18 protein-coding genes are annotated in these 15,082 nt (G+C 50.2%); 7 read left to right on the top strand and 11 right to left on the bottom strand.

The features are described 5' to 3' along the window. Positions 1-142 precede the first annotated feature (142 nt). Entirely contained in the window at positions 143-202 is a 60-nt protein-coding gene (gene ypfM / locus BS639_RS24825; protein ID WP_139804174.1) for a protein YpfM, read from the bottom strand. Positions 203-429: 227 nt separating this feature from the next. Between ypfM and BS639_RS23405 the strand changes: the two genes are divergently transcribed. The 5 genes from BS639_RS23405 (at position 430) to BS639_RS23385 (ending at position 3,641) form a co-directional block, all read left to right on the top strand. Further along, positions 430-876 carry a GNAT family N-acetyltransferase gene (locus BS639_RS23405; protein WP_055781840.1) on the top strand — a complete coding sequence of 149 codons (447 nt, stop codon included), beginning with the start codon at positions 430-432 and terminating at the stop codon, positions 874-876. A gap of 353 nt (positions 877-1,229) precedes the next feature. Further along, positions 1,230-1,604, top strand: coding sequence for an ArsC family reductase (locus BS639_RS23400; protein WP_055781836.1), 375 nt, complete (start codon positions 1,230-1,232; stop codon positions 1,602-1,604). Then, positions 1,605-2,732 (top strand): succinyl-diaminopimelate desuccinylase, encoded by a 1,128-nt coding sequence (gene dapE / locus BS639_RS23395; RefSeq protein WP_084984488.1) that lies wholly within the window; start codon positions 1,605-1,607, stop codon positions 2,730-2,732. After that, positions 2,729-3,409: a M15 family metallopeptidase gene (locus BS639_RS23390; protein ID WP_084984487.1), complete on the top strand. Its 681-nt coding sequence runs from the start codon at positions 2,729-2,731 to the stop codon at positions 3,407-3,409. Before dapE ends, BS639_RS23390 begins: the two co-directional genes overlap by 4 nt. A gap of 40 nt (positions 3,410-3,449) precedes the next feature. Beyond that, a complete protein-coding gene (locus BS639_RS23385; protein WP_055781827.1) occupies positions 3,450-3,641 on the top strand; it encodes a YpfN family protein in 192 nt (63 codons plus the stop codon). 177 nt (positions 3,642-3,818) lie between these two features. Here BS639_RS23385 and BS639_RS23380 read toward each other — a convergent pair whose 3' ends face one another. The 8 genes from BS639_RS23380 to BS639_RS23345 all read right to left on the bottom strand — a co-directional run bounded on the left by BS639_RS23380 (position 3,819) and on the right by BS639_RS23345 (position 11,361). Next, positions 3,819-4,481, bottom strand: a complete 663-nt coding sequence (locus BS639_RS23380) for an alanyl-tRNA editing protein (protein ID WP_084984486.1) — start codon at positions 4,479-4,481, stop codon at positions 3,819-3,821. A 44-nt stretch (positions 4,482-4,525) separates the two neighbouring features. Further along, entirely contained in the window at positions 4,526-6,658 is a 2,133-nt protein-coding gene (locus BS639_RS23375) for a tRNA(Met) cytidine acetyltransferase TmcA (RefSeq protein WP_324615976.1), read from the bottom strand. Between the two features lie 4 nt (positions 6,659-6,662). Continuing rightward, on the bottom strand, positions 6,663-7,115 hold the full coding sequence (locus BS639_RS23370) for a DUF441 domain-containing protein (protein WP_055781821.1): 453 nt from the start codon (positions 7,113-7,115) through the stop codon (positions 6,663-6,665). A 116-nt stretch (positions 7,116-7,231) separates the two neighbouring features. Next, on the bottom strand, positions 7,232-8,116 hold the full coding sequence (ypfJ, locus tag BS639_RS23365; protein ID WP_055781816.1) for a KPN_02809 family neutral zinc metallopeptidase: 885 nt from the start codon (positions 8,114-8,116) through the stop codon (positions 7,232-7,234). 206 nt (positions 8,117-8,322) lie between these two features. Further along, positions 8,323-9,036, bottom strand: a complete 714-nt coding sequence (gene purC, locus BS639_RS23360; RefSeq protein WP_055781813.1) for a phosphoribosylaminoimidazolesuccinocarboxamide synthase — start codon at positions 9,034-9,036, stop codon at positions 8,323-8,325. 101 nt (positions 9,037-9,137) lie between these two features. Beyond that, a complete protein-coding gene (gene bamC / locus BS639_RS23355; RefSeq protein WP_055781811.1) occupies positions 9,138-10,208 on the bottom strand; it encodes an outer membrane protein assembly factor BamC in 1,071 nt (356 codons plus the stop codon). A gap of 61 nt (positions 10,209-10,269) precedes the next feature. Continuing rightward, entirely contained in the window at positions 10,270-11,151 is an 882-nt protein-coding gene (gene dapA, locus BS639_RS23350; RefSeq protein ID WP_055781808.1) for a 4-hydroxy-tetrahydrodipicolinate synthase, read from the bottom strand. A 27-nt stretch (positions 11,152-11,178) separates the two neighbouring features. Then, the gene (locus BS639_RS23345; RefSeq protein WP_084984485.1) at positions 11,179-11,361 is read right to left on the bottom strand and encodes a hypothetical protein; all 183 of its coding nucleotides are present in this window, start codon (positions 11,359-11,361) and stop codon (positions 11,179-11,181) included. Positions 11,362-11,408: 47 nt separating this feature from the next. Here BS639_RS23345 and BS639_RS23340 point away from each other — a divergent pair, with 47 nt between their 5' ends. Next, a complete protein-coding gene (locus BS639_RS23340) occupies positions 11,409-11,987 on the top strand; it encodes a glycine cleavage system transcriptional repressor (RefSeq protein ID WP_084984484.1) in 579 nt (192 codons plus the stop codon). After that, a complete protein-coding gene (gene bcp / locus BS639_RS23335; RefSeq protein ID WP_055781799.1) occupies positions 11,987-12,454 on the top strand; it encodes a thioredoxin-dependent thiol peroxidase in 468 nt (155 codons plus the stop codon). The genes BS639_RS23340 and bcp overlap by 1 nt, the downstream gene beginning before the upstream one ends. A 240-nt stretch (positions 12,455-12,694) precedes the next feature. On the opposite strand, the gene BS639_RS23330 is transcribed toward bcp, so the two are convergent. Both BS639_RS23330 and BS639_RS23325 read right to left on the bottom strand, forming a co-directional pair. Continuing rightward, a complete protein-coding gene (locus BS639_RS23330; RefSeq protein ID WP_055781795.1) occupies positions 12,695-13,768 on the bottom strand; it encodes an AI-2E family transporter in 1,074 nt (357 codons plus the stop codon). Between the two features lie 320 nt (positions 13,769-14,088). Beyond that, entirely contained in the window at positions 14,089-14,832 is a 744-nt protein-coding gene (locus BS639_RS23325; RefSeq protein ID WP_055782120.1) for a PAS domain-containing protein, read from the bottom strand. Between the last annotated feature and the right edge of the window lie 250 nt (positions 14,833-15,082).

The following is a 15,082-nucleotide window of genomic DNA, read 5'->3' as shown; positions in this document are numbered from 1 at the left end:
TTTATAAACTTTCGTTTAGAATTTATAAATAGTTAAAAGCAGTATTTTACAAGATGAAGATACTGATATCGGGTTCCCACGGGTGAAAACAGATGTAACTACAGGATCTTGTTATTATCTTTGCCAAAGTAGTGTGAGGGTATTAACCGCGCAACATTGCTTCGATAAAGTCTTTCCAATTACCTAATTCTTGCTCGACCATATTATTCCCCTTGAATGAACGGATGGGATTATACGAGCAATATTTAAGCAGACAAACAGTTTATTCCGATAATGAAACCGAGATCACGCAATCTTAACCGGTAAACACTGCCAGCACAGCTTACCTATCAGGCTTTAAAATGGCTTCGTACGGCGTTGCCTGCCAGCATCAGAACAGTTAATCTTTGAAGCATAAGAAATAACCAGCGCACACAAGTGAGGCAGGCAATGAATTTTGACATCATGAGCAATGACGGGATAAGTTCGGTTGATTGGCAACGGTTGGCCGATATTTTAGAGTTAAGCGGCCTCAATAAACGTGACCTGGGTAAGCTAAAGCAGGGTTTTGAGCACAGCCAGTTCCGCTATCTGGGATACTGCGAGGGTGAGTTGGTTGCCACTGCCCGCGCAATCAGTGATTTTACATCGGCCTCCTATTTGAGTGATGTGGCAATCCATCCTGACTTTCAAGGGCGGGGTTTCGGAAAAATATTAATGGATCGTGTCATGCGAGATCTCGCGCCGTTGGGCAAGGTTATTATTTATGCCGTACCCGATAAAATCGAGTTTTATAAACGCTTTAGTTTTCATCCTCTATTAACCGCAATGACTTACGTCGAGGGTGAAAATCTGACCCGAATGCGCCAGCTTGGCTATATTCCCCCGGCGACATGAAGGTAAAATAGAGTTATTAAGTGCTGGTTATTTGAAATCGGAATTATTGATTTTTGGCATGTGCCTATAAACAATGAATCGAATCAATGACGTCTTGACCCAATATACCCTCACCGGCCAACCGGCAGCGCAATTTTTATGCGTCTGTCGCTGAACATCTTCGCCACCGGAAATCAGCCTGATTTGAGGCCGGTCTGAGGGTAGATCCCGACGATGTTTTGCAGCATTATGTAACGCATCATTTTTTCAGGCCGAAAACGCAGGCAGATAGCACTCTCCGGCCTGAAACTGGCTACTTTTCCGTCTAATTTCTCCCTTGATTGGGCGAGTTAACTTTTAGGGTACGTTTGCACATGGCAGAGACATCCTCATTGACGATTTTTGGCATCAAAAATTGCGATACCGTTAAAAAAGCCCGCCGTTGGTTAGAAGAAAATGGCATTGAAGCACGCTTTCATGATTATCGCGTCGACGGCCTCGACGGCGAACTGCTGCAAAAGCTGATTGATAAACAGGGCTGGGAAGCGCTGCTCAATACGCGCGGCACCACCTGGCGCAAGCTCGATGAATCACTGCGCGCCGCCTGTAATAACGCCGACGCCGCCAAAGCCATCATGCTTGAGCATCCCGCGGTGATAAAACGCCCTTTTCTTCTCGCCGCCAGCGGACAATCGCTGCTCGGTTTTAAATCTGAAAGCTATGCGCAATTTGTTGCAGAGGTGAAGTAAATGATTTGTCCCGTTCTGGATCTTGCGCAGCAGCTGATTCGCCGCCCGTCCCTCAGCCCGAATGATGCGGGTTGTCAGGAAATTATGATTGCCCGTTTGCAGGCGATTGGCTTCCATATCGAAACCATGAACATTGGCGATACCCTCAATTTCTGGGCTACGCGCGGTCAGGGTAAAACGCTGGCCTTCGCCGGTCATACCGACGTGGTGCCAACCGGTGATCCTTCACTGTGGATAACGCCGCCCTTTGAACCTGCCCTGCGCGACGGCATGCTGTTTGGCCGCGGTGCAGCAGACATGAAAGGCTCACTGGCCGCGATGGTGGTTGCCGCCGAGCGCTTTGTGGCTGCCAACCCTCATCATCAGGGCCGTTTGGCGTTCCTCATCACCTCAGATGAAGAGGCCAGCGCGGTTAACGGCACGGTTAAAGTGGTTGAAGCCCTGATGGCCCGCAACGATCGTCTGGACTATTGCCTGGTGGGTGAGCCTTCAAGCACCACCCGCGTTGGTGATATTGTGAAGAATGGTCGTCGCGGCTCAATGACCGCCAACCTGCAAATTCACGGCGTGCAAGGCCACGTTGCCTATCCTCATCTGGCCGATAATCCGGTGCATCATGCCATGCCTGCGCTGAATGAGTTGGTTGCCACCGAATGGGATCGCGGTAACGAATTCTTCCCGCCGACCAGCATGCAAATTGCCAATATCAATGCCGGAACCGGCAGCAATAATGTTATTCCCGGCGAGCTGTATGTGCAGTTCAACTTCCGTTTCAGCACCGAACTCACCGATGCGTTGATCAAAGAACGCGTTGCCGCCCTTCTTGATAAACATCAATTAAATTACACAGTTAACTGGGTGGTTTCGGGTCAGCCGTTCTTGACGCCGCGTGGTGAACTGGTTGATGCCGTGGTCAACGCGGTACGCCATTACAGTGAAATCACGCCAGAACTGCAAACCACCGGCGGCACCTCAGACGGTCGTTTTATTGCCCTGATGGGCGCGCAGGTGGTTGAATTAGGACCGGTGAACTCCTCAATCCATAAAATTAACGAATGTGTACAGGCGGCAGATTTGCAGCTTCTCAGCCGCATGTATCAGCGCATTATGGAACAGCTGGTCGGATGATAAACTCCGAAATGCTGACCGGCCGCTCAACGGCACATTTGATCAAGCTAGAGGGGCCTCATAGACTGCAGGCCGAGGCGGTAGACGCCTTTCGCGCACTGCAGTGTGCAGCGGCGCGGGCAGGATTTAATCTGCAACCGGCCAGCACGTTTCGTGACTTCAATCGGCAACTGGCGATCTGGAATGGAAAATTCCGCGCAGAGCGCCCAGTATTAGACAGTAACAGTCAACCGGTTGACGTAAGCCCGCTCAGCGACGCGGACCGTGGAGAACTGATCCTGCGCTGGTCGGCGCTGCCCGGTGCCAGTCGCCATCACTGGGGCAGTGATTTGGATATTTATGACCCCGATCTGTTGCCTGAGGGCAGTAAACTTCAGCTGGAACCCTGGGAATACGAGCAAGGTGGCTATTTTTATCCGCTCACTCAGTGGTTGACGAAAAATATGACGGCATTTGGCTTTTATCGACCGTTTAGCCACGACAGCGGCGGTGTGGCCGTTGAGCCGTGGCATTTGAGCTACCGCCCGCTGGCCGAACAGTGTGAACGTTTGTTAACGCCGGAAGTGCTAAAACAGGCCTGGATCGGACAAGATCTTGCCGGTTATGAGTGGATAACGAGTCAGCTTGAGAGGATTTTCCAGCAATACGTTATAATTAAAGCTGTTGTAGGCAAATAATTCTGCGAGTGCGCAGAATAACCAGTAAGGGAGCAACGTTATGGAATGGGTTAAAGATTACTGGTGGATAGTGCTGATCGTACTGGCCGGCATCATCATCAGCGGTGTTAAAGAACTTAATCGGGTCGATGTAAAGGCGTATCTCAAAGACAAACCTGAGATCCCACCGCATCGCGATAACAACGCCGAATGGGATGACGACGACGATTGGCCGAAGGACAAGAAAAAGTAATCGTCGCGGATTTTAACCTGCCACAGTGACAAGAACCCTGCGTTTAACGCGGTTAAAGTCCGCATTTTTCACTCCCGTTGCCAACTTATCCTAGCGTTGGCAACGCGGCGAGTCCGGCAACATCTCCAGTAATATCGGGTGGGTTGCCCACTCACTTCATTGTTCATCAAATAAACTTCAGTCACGGTACATCGCATCATAGCTGATACGTAGCGTCCCTTTTTTGAACTTGGCTGACTTGATGGTTAAGTCAGCGATCTGATTAATATTGGCCAAGTGCGTTCCGCCGCACAAAATCGGCTCGGTATTTTCAATCAACGTAATCCGAGTTTCTCCTTCACGCCACGCCTTAACCTCCGCCCCCTCTCGCAGCCTTGCTGCCATTTCTTCTTCAATTTCTCTTAATGGCAAAGCGTCGACGGCTAACGCATCAGGGCCAATCGGCGAAAATTCCACCCGCGACTCCCCGGGGAAATGATGCCCCGCAATTCCCTTCCATCCATACGGATAGAGTGCAAAGTTAAGAAAATGCCCTGCCGTATGCAGCGCCGAGTTTCTTAACCTTTCGGCTGGCGAGACTTTCGCTCGCAGGATTTCATTCTTCACAAATTCCAGCGCCTGTTCAGGATACAGCGCCACCAGCCCGGAGGCGTGTCGGCGAACTTTTACCGCAATATCATTGACCCAGCCGATATCAGCAGGCTGACCGCCGCCCTGAGGGTAGAAGATATTATCTTTCAGCGCAATCCACTCGCCGTGCTCATCACTGCCGCGGGCAACGACTTCACTCTCGATGCTGAAACAGTAAGTATCTTCTAGATAACGTGGTTGCTGGGTCATGCAGATTTCCTTTTTTGATTTTGTCCTGGATAATTATTTGGATATTAAGAGAGCGGAGTGCAGAACCGTTGCCAGAACTCACTCTTTTGGGCATCAATCTGCCTCAATGCCGCCTGTGTTTCGCGGCGACACTCCTGAATAAGGGCCTTTTTACCGCTCAATCCAGACTGTAAAACGGCTTCGGCCATGCTTTGCTCATGCAAAACAACGGCGCACAGCGTGGCTAAAGGCAATGAGGATTGCGTTAACAAACGCAAAAGCGCACTGCGACTGCCATCGAGTGTGCGACTAGCATAGGCAAAACCAGCCAGTTCACGCCAATCGTCATCATTCAGCGCGTCGTCTTGAGCAACCTTTTGCTCAACATCATGCTGTTTATAATGGTTACCGTCATTGCAGGTTTCAACCCTCTGCCACAGCGTTTTCACGACCTCAGTGGGCAACAGCTGCCGGTTTCTGAACAGCTGCTGCACTGCCTGTTGGCAAAGTTGTTGGCCGCGATCGCTGAGCGGCAAGAGGGCCATCGCGGTATAGCATCCGCTGCTTGCCTCTCGCACTCCGCCCACCCGCGCCATCTTAAAGCCGCAGCTGTGCCAAAAGTGCCACAGCTCCTCGGTAAAGCCGAAACTCACCGAAAGGTAATCCAGCCGAAGCTGGGTGGCAAACTTGCGCTGCTCGTTAACCAATGCCTTGGCTATGCCCTGCCTGCGTGAGTCAACAGCCACCGCGATGCGGGTTATGCGTCTGGAAAGCATCTCGGCGGCGTCGGGAAAACCGCCGTGCGCGGCTAAAGACTGCGCCACCAGACTGCCTCTTGGACGCCGACGACCGGCCCAAATTTCATGCGCCAAATCTGGCTCAAGCCCGCCTTCATCCACCGTCCACAGCGCCGCCACTAAACACTCATCGCGTTGGGCAATTGAAAAGGAACTGCCCGGCGCATCCATCATTCGGCGCAGGTCAAGCGGCGAGGTGCGGTAGTGGGCGCTGGTCAGCAGGTGGTAAAATGCCGCCAGCCGCTCAGGATACTTGGCCCAAACCTCGGCGGTAAAATGTAAGAAATGCAACGGGTTCACTGAACGACTCGGGCTGACGGCAGTGATAGACTCAGGTTCATTGAACAACAGAATATCGTCGAGCAGTAACTCGAGCGGACAGCCTTGGGCCCAGCGGATAGGCTCAAGGAGGCGCAGGTCGTGCCAGTGCGGCAGTGAGGCACAGAATTTGAGCAAAAAACCGCGTCCTGTGCCTTCATAACCCTGCACCGTAGTGGTCAGTAGCACGCGGGGGAAAGAGGTAATCAGCTGCGCAAGCAGCGGCGTAGGAATAGCTGCGGCTTCGTCAATCAATAACCAGTCGGCGTCAATCGGTGCACCCTTCTCGCAGTGCGCCAGCAGTGCATCGGGCGCCCAAAACTGTGCCCCATGCTCGCCTTGAACACTCAGCATTTTTCCCGCCGCCTTACTGGGTGCACTCATCCAGCAGGTTCCCTGCCACTGCTGCACCAACATGCCGGCAAGTGTCGATTTGCCACGACCGCGCGCGGCAGTCAGCACCCAGACGCCTGCCTGTGCCTTTAACAGTTTTTCCAAAATAGCCTGCTGCCGAGCGGTTGGGTTTCCTTGTGGCGCGGACCACGACGGCGTTGATGCAAGCAGGCAGGGAGCACAGTCTTCTCCCTGTCGCCAGATAATGGCCTGCGAGTCTGACTGCACTTTTTGAGTAAAGCGGGCAATAAACTGCGGAGTGGCAATGGCCTCAGCCTGATCACTCCAGCGCCTGCTGTCGGCATCGGGCAGTTGTGGCCAAATTTGCCACTCCGGCACCAGCATAATGAGCCAGCTTCCGGCGCGCAATACACCGCTAAACGCCGCCAGCGCCTCAACGTTCACCCCCTCTCGGGCATCAAAAACGCCGTGCAGGCATTCCTGACCCAGCAGCTGATTAACCACCTCAGGCGCTAGCGTTTTGAAGTTTGGCTGTAAATTTGGACTAATCCACAGCCAGTCGCCGATAAACGGGCGGATTATCTCTTCTACGCGCGCCTGACACCACGCGGCTTCACCACTCAGAACGAGCAGCCTGCGCACGCCCTGACGCTGCATTTGCTGCTGGCAGCGTTCTAACTGGGCAATTAATGGCTGGTCCGCGCCTGAGCGGGAGATATCGCGGTTCATCGGGTCAAGTTTTCCCTACCAGCAGCGAAAGTAAACCGGCGGCGATCAGCGGGCCAACCGGTACTCCTTTGAAAAAGGCAACGCCCAGCACCGTACCCACTAACAGCCCGGCCACCAGCTGCGGTTGTGTGCCCATTAGGGTGAGTCCACGGCCGCCGAGCCACGAAACACCCACGCCTACCACGATAGCCGCCAGGGATTTCCAGTGCATAAACGAGTGAATCAACGTGCTGGCACTCAGTTTGCCATTGGCTATCGGCGTCATCACACCGACAGTAAGAATAATAATTCCCAGCGTAAGACCGTATTTTTCTATCCACGGAAAGAAATTATTCAGCGGCGTAATACGCACCGTGAGCAGAAAGAACATGGCAATCGTCACGGCGGAGTTGTGGCTGATAATGCCTAAACCGGCGAAAACCAGCAGAATAAGCAAGGTTGGATCGAGGAAAGCCATAGTCATCCCAAAGTAATGTTATTTTTCCCAATAGCTCTTTCACCGCAGCTAATTGGCTGCGGTGAAAGATAAAGGAGATGATTATTTATTATTTTTATACGCTAGACCAGCCGCATTTAACGACTGGCAAAGGTGTTGCACTGATCGATACGACCACTGTCATAACCGCGCTTAAACCAATCATAGCGCTGAGCGGAAGTCCCGTGAGTGAAGCTGTCTGGCACTACTCTTCCCTGACTTTGCTGCTGAAGCTTGTCATCACCAATCGCGCGGGCGGCATCCAGCGCCTGCTTGAGGTCACCGCTTTCAAGCACCTGTTCCTGCTGCATGGCATGACCCCAGATACCGGCAAAGCAATCGGCCTGCAGTTCCATTTTTACCGACAGACGGTTGATTTCAGTTTGCGAGGCGCCCTGCTGCATCTGACGTACTTTGCTGTCGATACCGAGTAGATTTTGCACGTGATGCCCCACTTCATGCGCCACCACATAACCCTGCGCAAAATCGCCACCGGCTCCGAGCTTGTCTCTCAGCTCCTGATAAAAGGATAAGTCGATATACACCGTACTGTCAGCTGGGCAATAAAACGGTCCCATGACCGACTGTCCCGTACCACAGCCGGTGCGGGTTGCACCACGATACATCACCAATTTAGGGTCGCGATAGGTCATGCCGTTTTGCTTGAAAATTTGCGTCCAAACGTCCTCGGTAGACGCCAGAATTATAGAGGTAAACTTCGCCTGACGGTCATCGTCAGGACTGATTGAGGCAGACGTTTGCCGCTGCTGATACTGCGAAGGGTTTTGAGACTGGCCACCGTCGATAAAACCGGTGAGATCAACGCCGTAGTAACCGGCTATCAGCACAACAATGACAATAACAATACCGCTTTTGCCGCGAATAGGAATGCGCATACCGCCCATACCGTTTCCACTCTGGCCGCTGCTCTCTCCTCGGCGGTCTTCCACATTGTCGCTCTCCCGACGCCCTTGCCAACGCATATCATTCACCTCCGCTGTTTTTTACTAATCCTAGTTAACAAGGCGAAGGAATACCACAGGCAGGGCAAGTATTTAGGGATAGCTCAACGTTTACCGTCCAAAAGTGTTAAGTTGCATAAAGAATAACGCCCCCTCAGACGACAGCGCTAAGCCGTGTTAGCAATCTGAGGGGGCGTAATCGTTTGCGCGGTAGGGCTAAAAAAAGATTAGTCTAAATTAACACCAATACGCTTCGCGACTTCTTCATAGGCTTCAATCAGGCCGCCCAGACTTTGACGATAACGGTCTTTGTCCATTTTCTCGAGCGATTTGGAATCCCACAGGCGGCTACCGTCTGGAGAGAACTCGTCACCCAGCACCACTTCACCTTTGAACAGGCCAAACTCAAGCTTGAAATCGACCAGAATCAGACCGGCATCGCCAAAAATCTTGCTTAGCACGTCATTTGTCTTGTAGCTCAGCTCTTTCATGCGCGCCAGATTCTCTTCGTTAACCCAACCGAAGGTCTTGCAATAGGATTCGTTGACCATAGGGTCATGCTTGGCATCGTCTTTAAGGAACAGGTCAAACAACGGTGGGTTCAGCACCAGACCTTCTTCTACGCCTAAACGCTTAACCAGTGAACCAGCGGCACGGTTGCGGATAACGCACTCAACCGGAACCATATCCAGTTTTTTCACCAGCACTTCGTTGTCTGACAACAAACGTTCCATTTGGGTAGGAATGCCAGCTTCTTCCAACTTTTGCATAATGAAATGGTTGAATTTGTTGTTGATCATGCCTTTACGGTCGAACTGTTCAATACGTTCGCCATCCAGTGCTGACGTATCATTACGGAACTCCAAAACCAGCAGGTCTGGGTTTTCGGTGGTATAGACGGTTTTCGCCTTTCCGCGATACAACTCAGCTAACTTTTGCATCTTAACTTACTCCAGTGATATGACGTGTTGGGTAGAACTTGAAACTTAATTATTCGCCAGAAATCGGCAAATGCAAAAAGGGGCCGGAGCCCCTTCGCGTATTACTTGGTTACTGCACTGCTTTGATTAAACGCCGCCTGCATCACTGCCACCATTGCATCGTTCTGCGATTGGGTCAGAGCATGTCCTTTTGGATCAAGGAACTGCAGACTACTGCGGTTATTCAGGTCACCGAGCTGGAGTTTATACTCTCCAGACGTCAGCTCAGGATCTTTTGCACCCAGCGCATCCCAGGCGTCGCTGCCCAACGGTGAGTATTTCGCGGTTAAGGTCCCCTGCGGACGGCTGCTGTCGGTCACTTTCATGCCCGCTTTAGCCAACGCAGTTGGCAGACGTTCCCAAACATTGCCGTAAGGTGCGCGAATAATCAGCACCGGCAGGCCGGTATCATCTGCGCCGCTTTGCACGTCAATCTCGCCGATTTTACGGTTGTCGAGACGGCTTTGCGCATCCTGCTGGCGTTTGTCTAGGCCGGCAGTAATCGTGTTCAACATCTGGCTAGTATAGCGCTGCTGTTCAGCCGCAGAAGTGACCGGTTTACCCTGCTGCTGAAGCTCAAGCGTTTTCACGCTCAGTGAGGTCTGATAGCCCTGCGTTTTCACGCTGATTTGATAACGACCCTGATACTGGAAATCTTCATCTTTACGGTTCCACTGCACCATACCGGTAGTCAGCGTCTGATTCGCGTCATCACGGTTGGCGATCGGGTAGCCGTTCTCTTGAACGATAGTCGCCACGTTTGCCCACAGGCCGCTGTTCTGCGCGCTATTTTCAAGCATCACGGTGCCGGTATCGGTGGTGTACTGCGCACGTGAACCGTTTACCAGAGCCAGAGGCTGTAGCGGAGGACGAATGTCTAAACTTTTACCCAACGCGCCCTGAAGGCTGCCGGGCGGTACATCGTAAGTTCCATTCTGCAGAGGCAGAATCATGCCTTCCGGTGTTTTCAGCTCTTGCAGTGGCGCAGCTTGAAGATAGGCTTCGTCGCCGCTTACCTGACGTTTGTAGCGTGAATCGTTAGAGCAGGCCGCGAGCAGCATGATCAGGGACAGACCCACAACTTTTGCTACCGTCGACTTTTGAAAACGTGGTTTTGTTAATGAATAGGTCATCAAATATCCCTAAAAGTGTTATCCCCTAAGTACTTAACGCGACCGCGCCAACTACTGCGGGTTATAGCAAACCGGCCTTATTTAGTGCGTCTTCCACTATTGGACGAGCAGCATCGGTCAACGGCGTCATCGGCAGACGCACTGTATCGGTTGCTATCAATCCCAGCGCCTTACAGGCCCATTTCACAGGGATTGGGTTTGCTTCTACAAACAAATGCTGATGCAACGGCATCAAGCGCTGATTTAAACGGCGCGCTTCGGCAAATTTGCCTTCCGCTGCCAGACGGCAAAGCTCAACCATTTCGGCTGCCGCAATGTTCGCGGTTACGGAAATAACGCCCTTACCACCCAGTTGCATGAAGTCCAGTCCGGTAAAGTCATCACCACTGAACAGGATGAAATCTTCATCATCAACCAGCACTTGGATCTGACTTACGCGACTTAAGTTCCCTGTTGCCTCTTTACAAGCAACAATATTTTTAATTTTTGCTAAACGCGCGATGGTCGCAGGCAGCATATCGCAGCCGGTACGAGACGGTACGTTGTATAGAATTTGTGGCAGCGCCGTATTTTCAGCAATGGCTTTAAAATGCTGATAAAGGCCTTCCTGAGTCGGACGATTGTAGTACGGCGTTACCGTCAGGCAGCCAACAACACCGGAATTCTCAAAGCGCTTAGTTAACGCAATGGCTTCAGCGGTGGCGTTTGCGCCCGTTCCGGCAATGATCGGAATACGTCCGTCGGCCAGCTCCAGCGTCTGCATCACCACGTCAGCGTGCTCGTCGTGGTTCAAGGTTGCAGACTCACCGGTTGTGCCTACGGAAACGATCGCCGCAGTACCACTGGACACATGATAATCAATCAGTTTTTTTAGACTCGCGCGACAGACGGCACCTTTGTCGTCCATCGGCGTAACCAGTGCAACAATACTTCCCGTAAACATTGACCTTCCCCTCCACAAACAGGTGACTCATGGTACTTTTGACACTTGGGCAAAGCAAGCAAACAACGTGATGTAAGCGCCCGCCAGACAGTTTTTTTTCTGTTTACCGACATTTTCACCGCGCAGGTTATTTTTTAAACAACTGGGAATTTTTGTCCACTTGAGCGTTTTTACAGTTGAAATAGTTTTTCTGTTTGCGATAGTTTTCATGTCTGCGATAGTAAGCCCTACAACAGGGCATGACAGGAAGGGCTATTTTGTCACAACCACAACAACATTATCTGGTTATCACCGCACTGGGTGCCGACAGGCCTGGCATCGTGAACACCATTACTCGCCAGGTGAGCAGCTGCGGTTGTAATATTGAAGACAGCCGTCTCGCCATGTTGGGCGAAGAATTTACCTTTATCATGTTCCTCTCGGGCAGTTGGAATGCCATCACGCTTATCGAGTCAACGCTGCCGCAAAAAGGCGCCGAGCTTGAACTGCTTATTGTGATGAAAAGAACCAGCGCGTCTGAACGACCGCCGATGCCGGCCACCGTTTGGGTCAAAGTAGAGGTTAAGGATTCACCGCACCTGATTGAGCGTTTTACTAACCTTTTTCATACGCATCAGATGAATATAGCCGAACTTGCGTCTAAAACTACGCCAGCCGAAGGCTCGCGCAGTGCGCAATTGTCTATTCAAATTACGGCACACAGTCCGGCAAATACTGATGCAGCGATTATTGAGCAAGCGTTTCACCAGCTATGTACAGAATTGAATGCACAAGGCAGTATTAACGTCGTCAGCTATTCACAGCCTGCAGATAAACATAATGATGGAGAAAAATAATGAGCCCACTGAAAGCCGGAGATACAGCGCCGCAGTTCAGTTTGCCTGATCAAGATGGCGAACAAATCAATCTGGCCGACTTCCAGGGACAGAGAGTCCTGGTCTATTTCTATCCGAAGGCCATGACGCCAGGCTGTACCGTACAAGCCTGTGGCCTGCGCGATAACATGGATCAACTGAAAGAAGTTGGCGTTGAAGTGCTGGGGATCAGCACCGATAAGCCAGAAAAATTGTCTAAATTCGCAGAAAAAGAGCTTTTGAATTTCACGCTGCTTTCAGATGAAGACCATAAGGTCTGTGAGGCGTTTGGCGTGTGGGGTGAGAAATCCTTTATGGGTAAAACCTATGACGGCATTCACCGCATCAGCTTCCTGCTCGACGGTAACGGCAAAGTTGAAAAAGTTTTTGATGACTTTAAAACCAGTAATCACCATGACATCGTACTGGCTTACGTGACGGGTCAATAAGGGCGAAAGCTCAAAGCCCTCTTCCGCCCATTGATGGGATTGAAGTGAGCGGCGAGTAAGCCTCTTCCCTCGCTGACGGGGGAAGAATGGAATGGGGGAGTAAACGACTGAAAAACCAGTTATTTTACGGAAAATTCTTTTAAAATAGAGTCGTTTATTTCCCCCAACCCTCCCCATCAATGGGCGAGGGATGATCAAATTTTCTTCCGGTAATTTTCTTCCCATAAATGGGCACGACTTCTAGCTTTCTTCGATCTCTTCGTTAAGCAGTTCATCCGGCCATGCGTGATATACCGCCTTCACCAACGTCGCGAGGGGAATAGCAAAGAACACGCCCCAGAATCCCCACAGTCCGCCAAAAATCACCACCGCCAGAATAATGACCAGCGGATGCAGGTTCACCGCCTCGGAGAACAGCAAAGGCACCAGCAGATTACCGTCTAGCCCCTGAACGACCAGATAGGCGATAACCAGCGTCCAAAAATCAGCGCCGATCCCCCACTGGAATAATGCCACCACGAATACTGGGATCGTCACCAACATGGCGCCGATATAGGGAATAAGCACCGAAAAACCGACCAGCACCGCTAACAGCAACGAATAGCGCATGTCCATAAAGAAGAACACCAGGTAAGTCGCAAAACCGACGATTATCATCTCAAGCACTTTGCCACGAATATAGTTGGTGATTTGCTGGTTCATTTCTGTCCACACCAAGCCGGCTAACCCACGGTCTCTTGGCAGCACACGCCGCACCGCACTTAGCATCTGGTCTTTGTCCTTAAGCAGAAAAAACACCATCAATGGCACAATTACCAGATAAATCGCCAGCGTCAGTATCCCTACCAGCGAGGCCAGTGAATATTTAACCACCGACTCACCGGCACCTGAAAGTTTAGCCCGCAGGTTGTCGGTCATCATGTCGATAATGCCTGCATCGACCAGCGCCGGATATCGTTTAGGCAAAGTGGCCGCCAGCGCATAGAATCGGTTGAGCATGCTGGGCAGATCAGCCAGTAAATTTACCCCCTGCTGCCAGGTCAGCGGTGCAATGACAAACACCATCAGCATCACAATACCGGTAAATATGATAAACACGATACTGACCGAAAGCGTGCGCGAACAGCCGAGATTTTGCAGGCGAACGGTGGGCCACTCGAGCAAATAGGCGAGTACGATCGCCACCAGCAACGGTGCCAGAATGCCGTTGAGAAAATAGAGAATACAGAAACCAACCACCAGAATCGCCAGCAGCGCAATAGCCTGCGGGTCAGTGAATCGACGGCGGTACCATTGTAATAACATCTCGAGCATCAGTGCTAACTCCTAAATTCCATTACCCTATCGCTGACGCATATGCCGCAGATAAATCAGGTACAGTGGTTCCAATATTGCATCGCTTAGATAAAATAGGGAACATCAGTCTTATGTGCGCAACAACAAAACGTGATGCTACTCTGACCTCAGTCAGCCCGTAGCCAAACCTTATCACGGATGAACGGCTCAAGGTCTTATTCAAAGCAAACTTGGCCTATGTTTAACAAAGGGTTTCACGGCAGTCAGGGCGCTGACGGGATGGCACATCCGAGTCAGCTGCCTGTAAAAGGAAGGTCAACAGTGCTTCAGACGTACACTTACCAGCGCGGAAAATCCTCAGGCTCTTTGTCAAAATTAATTATTTTAGAAGAGATGAATTTTGTAGGGAGATAACAGTCATATCCTCTATTTCTACAAAATTCAAAAAAGTCATCAAAATGACTCACCCCAGCTTTGCTATAAAGAATATTTAAGCGATTATCGATTGTTTTTCCTGATAGGTTCAATACCTTACCCACATCTTTACTCGTCATACCCTGTAATTTCAGGAAAATTATCTCACACTCCTTTTCGGTAAAATAATTGTCAGGTTTAGAGAGTAACAATGAACCGGGGGCGCGGTTTTTTAATAAATCATTCAGACTGAAAACCTCAAGATTTTTCATATAACAGGCCACGCCAATGCATTCATTGCTGTCATTATAAAGAGGGATTTTTCTGTTGATAAAAGGGTGTTCAATTGAGCCTCGGTGAATTTCCAGATGTGTGAGCGGTTTCAACGAACATCTCACCTTTTGGTCCTGCGTTTGCCACTGTATAACAGAAGATTCATTATCAAATACCTTTGACTGAACCTCATTATCCAGCCTTCCGATAATAGTATCGGGGGACTTTACGCTAACAAGCTTTGCCATAGCAAGGTTAGCATAAACAAATCGAGAGTCTAAGTCCTTGATAAAATAAGGCTCATGATGTAAATCCAACATTTTCCGCATCATATTGGGGATTTTAACTTCGGGAGTTTCTATTCTTTGAATAAATGGACCTTTATTTTCATTCATATTATTACCCATTAATTGATCTATTAAATATATAGTATTGCTATTAACAAACATCACTGGAAATATAAAAAACATACACCAAGCTTATAAATTAAAAATAAAATATACTTAAACTTATAATTAATTATTTTCTATAAGACTTATAGGGCTGATTTGGTTTCACATAGAGTTTATCAAGGAACTAAAGAACCAACATCTATTATAGGTTTATTGATCTAACATTCTTTGACACCATACATAAATATTACAA

Origin of the sequence: Rouxiella silvae (genome assembly GCF_002093625.1) — a bacterium.
Taxonomy (GTDB): domain Bacteria; phylum Pseudomonadota; class Gammaproteobacteria; order Enterobacterales; family Enterobacteriaceae; genus Rouxiella; species Rouxiella silvae.
The sequence above is the reverse complement of the archived record's forward strand: the minus strand, read 5'-3'. Positions and strand labels throughout refer to the sequence as shown.

What these genes read in the sequence shown, in the direction of transcription:
- BS639_RS23405 (WP_055781840.1), top strand. Translation starts at nt 430, where the DNA reads ATGAATTTTGACATCATGAGCAATGACGGGATAAGTTCGGTTGATTGG.
- BS639_RS23400 (WP_055781836.1), top strand. Translation starts at nt 1,230, where the DNA reads ATGGCAGAGACATCCTCATTGACGATTTTTGGCATCAAAAATTGCGAT.
- dapE (WP_084984488.1), top strand. Translation starts at nt 1,605, where the DNA reads ATGATTTGTCCCGTTCTGGATCTTGCGCAGCAGCTGATTCGCCGCCCG.
- BS639_RS23390 (WP_084984487.1), top strand. Translation starts at nt 2,729, where the DNA reads ATGATAAACTCCGAAATGCTGACCGGCCGCTCAACGGCACATTTGATC.
- BS639_RS23385 (WP_055781827.1), top strand. Translation starts at nt 3,450, where the DNA reads ATGGAATGGGTTAAAGATTACTGGTGGATAGTGCTGATCGTACTGGCC.
- BS639_RS23380 (WP_084984486.1), bottom strand. Translation starts at nt 4,481, where the DNA reads ATGACCCAGCAACCACGTTATCTAGAAGATACTTACTGTTTCAGCATC.
- BS639_RS23375 (WP_324615976.1), bottom strand. Translation starts at nt 6,658, where the DNA reads ATGAACCGCGATATCTCCCGCTCAGGCGCGGACCAGCCATTAATTGCC.
- BS639_RS23370 (WP_055781821.1), bottom strand. Translation starts at nt 7,115, where the DNA reads ATGGCTTTCCTCGATCCAACCTTGCTTATTCTGCTGGTTTTCGCCGGT.
- ypfJ (WP_055781816.1), bottom strand. Translation starts at nt 8,116, where the DNA reads ATGCGTTGGCAAGGGCGTCGGGAGAGCGACAATGTGGAAGACCGCCGA.
- purC (WP_055781813.1), bottom strand. Translation starts at nt 9,036, where the DNA reads ATGCAAAAGTTAGCTGAGTTGTATCGCGGAAAGGCGAAAACCGTCTAT.
- bamC (WP_055781811.1), bottom strand. Translation starts at nt 10,208, where the DNA reads ATGACCTATTCATTAACAAAACCACGTTTTCAAAAGTCGACGGTAGCA.
- dapA (WP_055781808.1), bottom strand. Translation starts at nt 11,151, where the DNA reads ATGTTTACGGGAAGTATTGTTGCACTGGTTACGCCGATGGACGACAAA.
- BS639_RS23345 (WP_084984485.1), bottom strand. Translation starts at nt 11,361, where the DNA reads ATGAAAACTATCGCAAACAGAAAAACTATTTCAACTGTAAAAACGCTC.
- bcp (WP_055781799.1), top strand. Translation starts at nt 11,987, where the DNA reads ATGAGCCCACTGAAAGCCGGAGATACAGCGCCGCAGTTCAGTTTGCCT.
- BS639_RS23330 (WP_055781795.1), bottom strand. Translation starts at nt 13,768, where the DNA reads ATGCTCGAGATGTTATTACAATGGTACCGCCGTCGATTCACTGACCCG.
- BS639_RS23325 (WP_055782120.1), bottom strand. Translation starts at nt 14,832, where the DNA reads ATGAATGAAAATAAAGGTCCATTTATTCAAAGAATAGAAACTCCCGAA.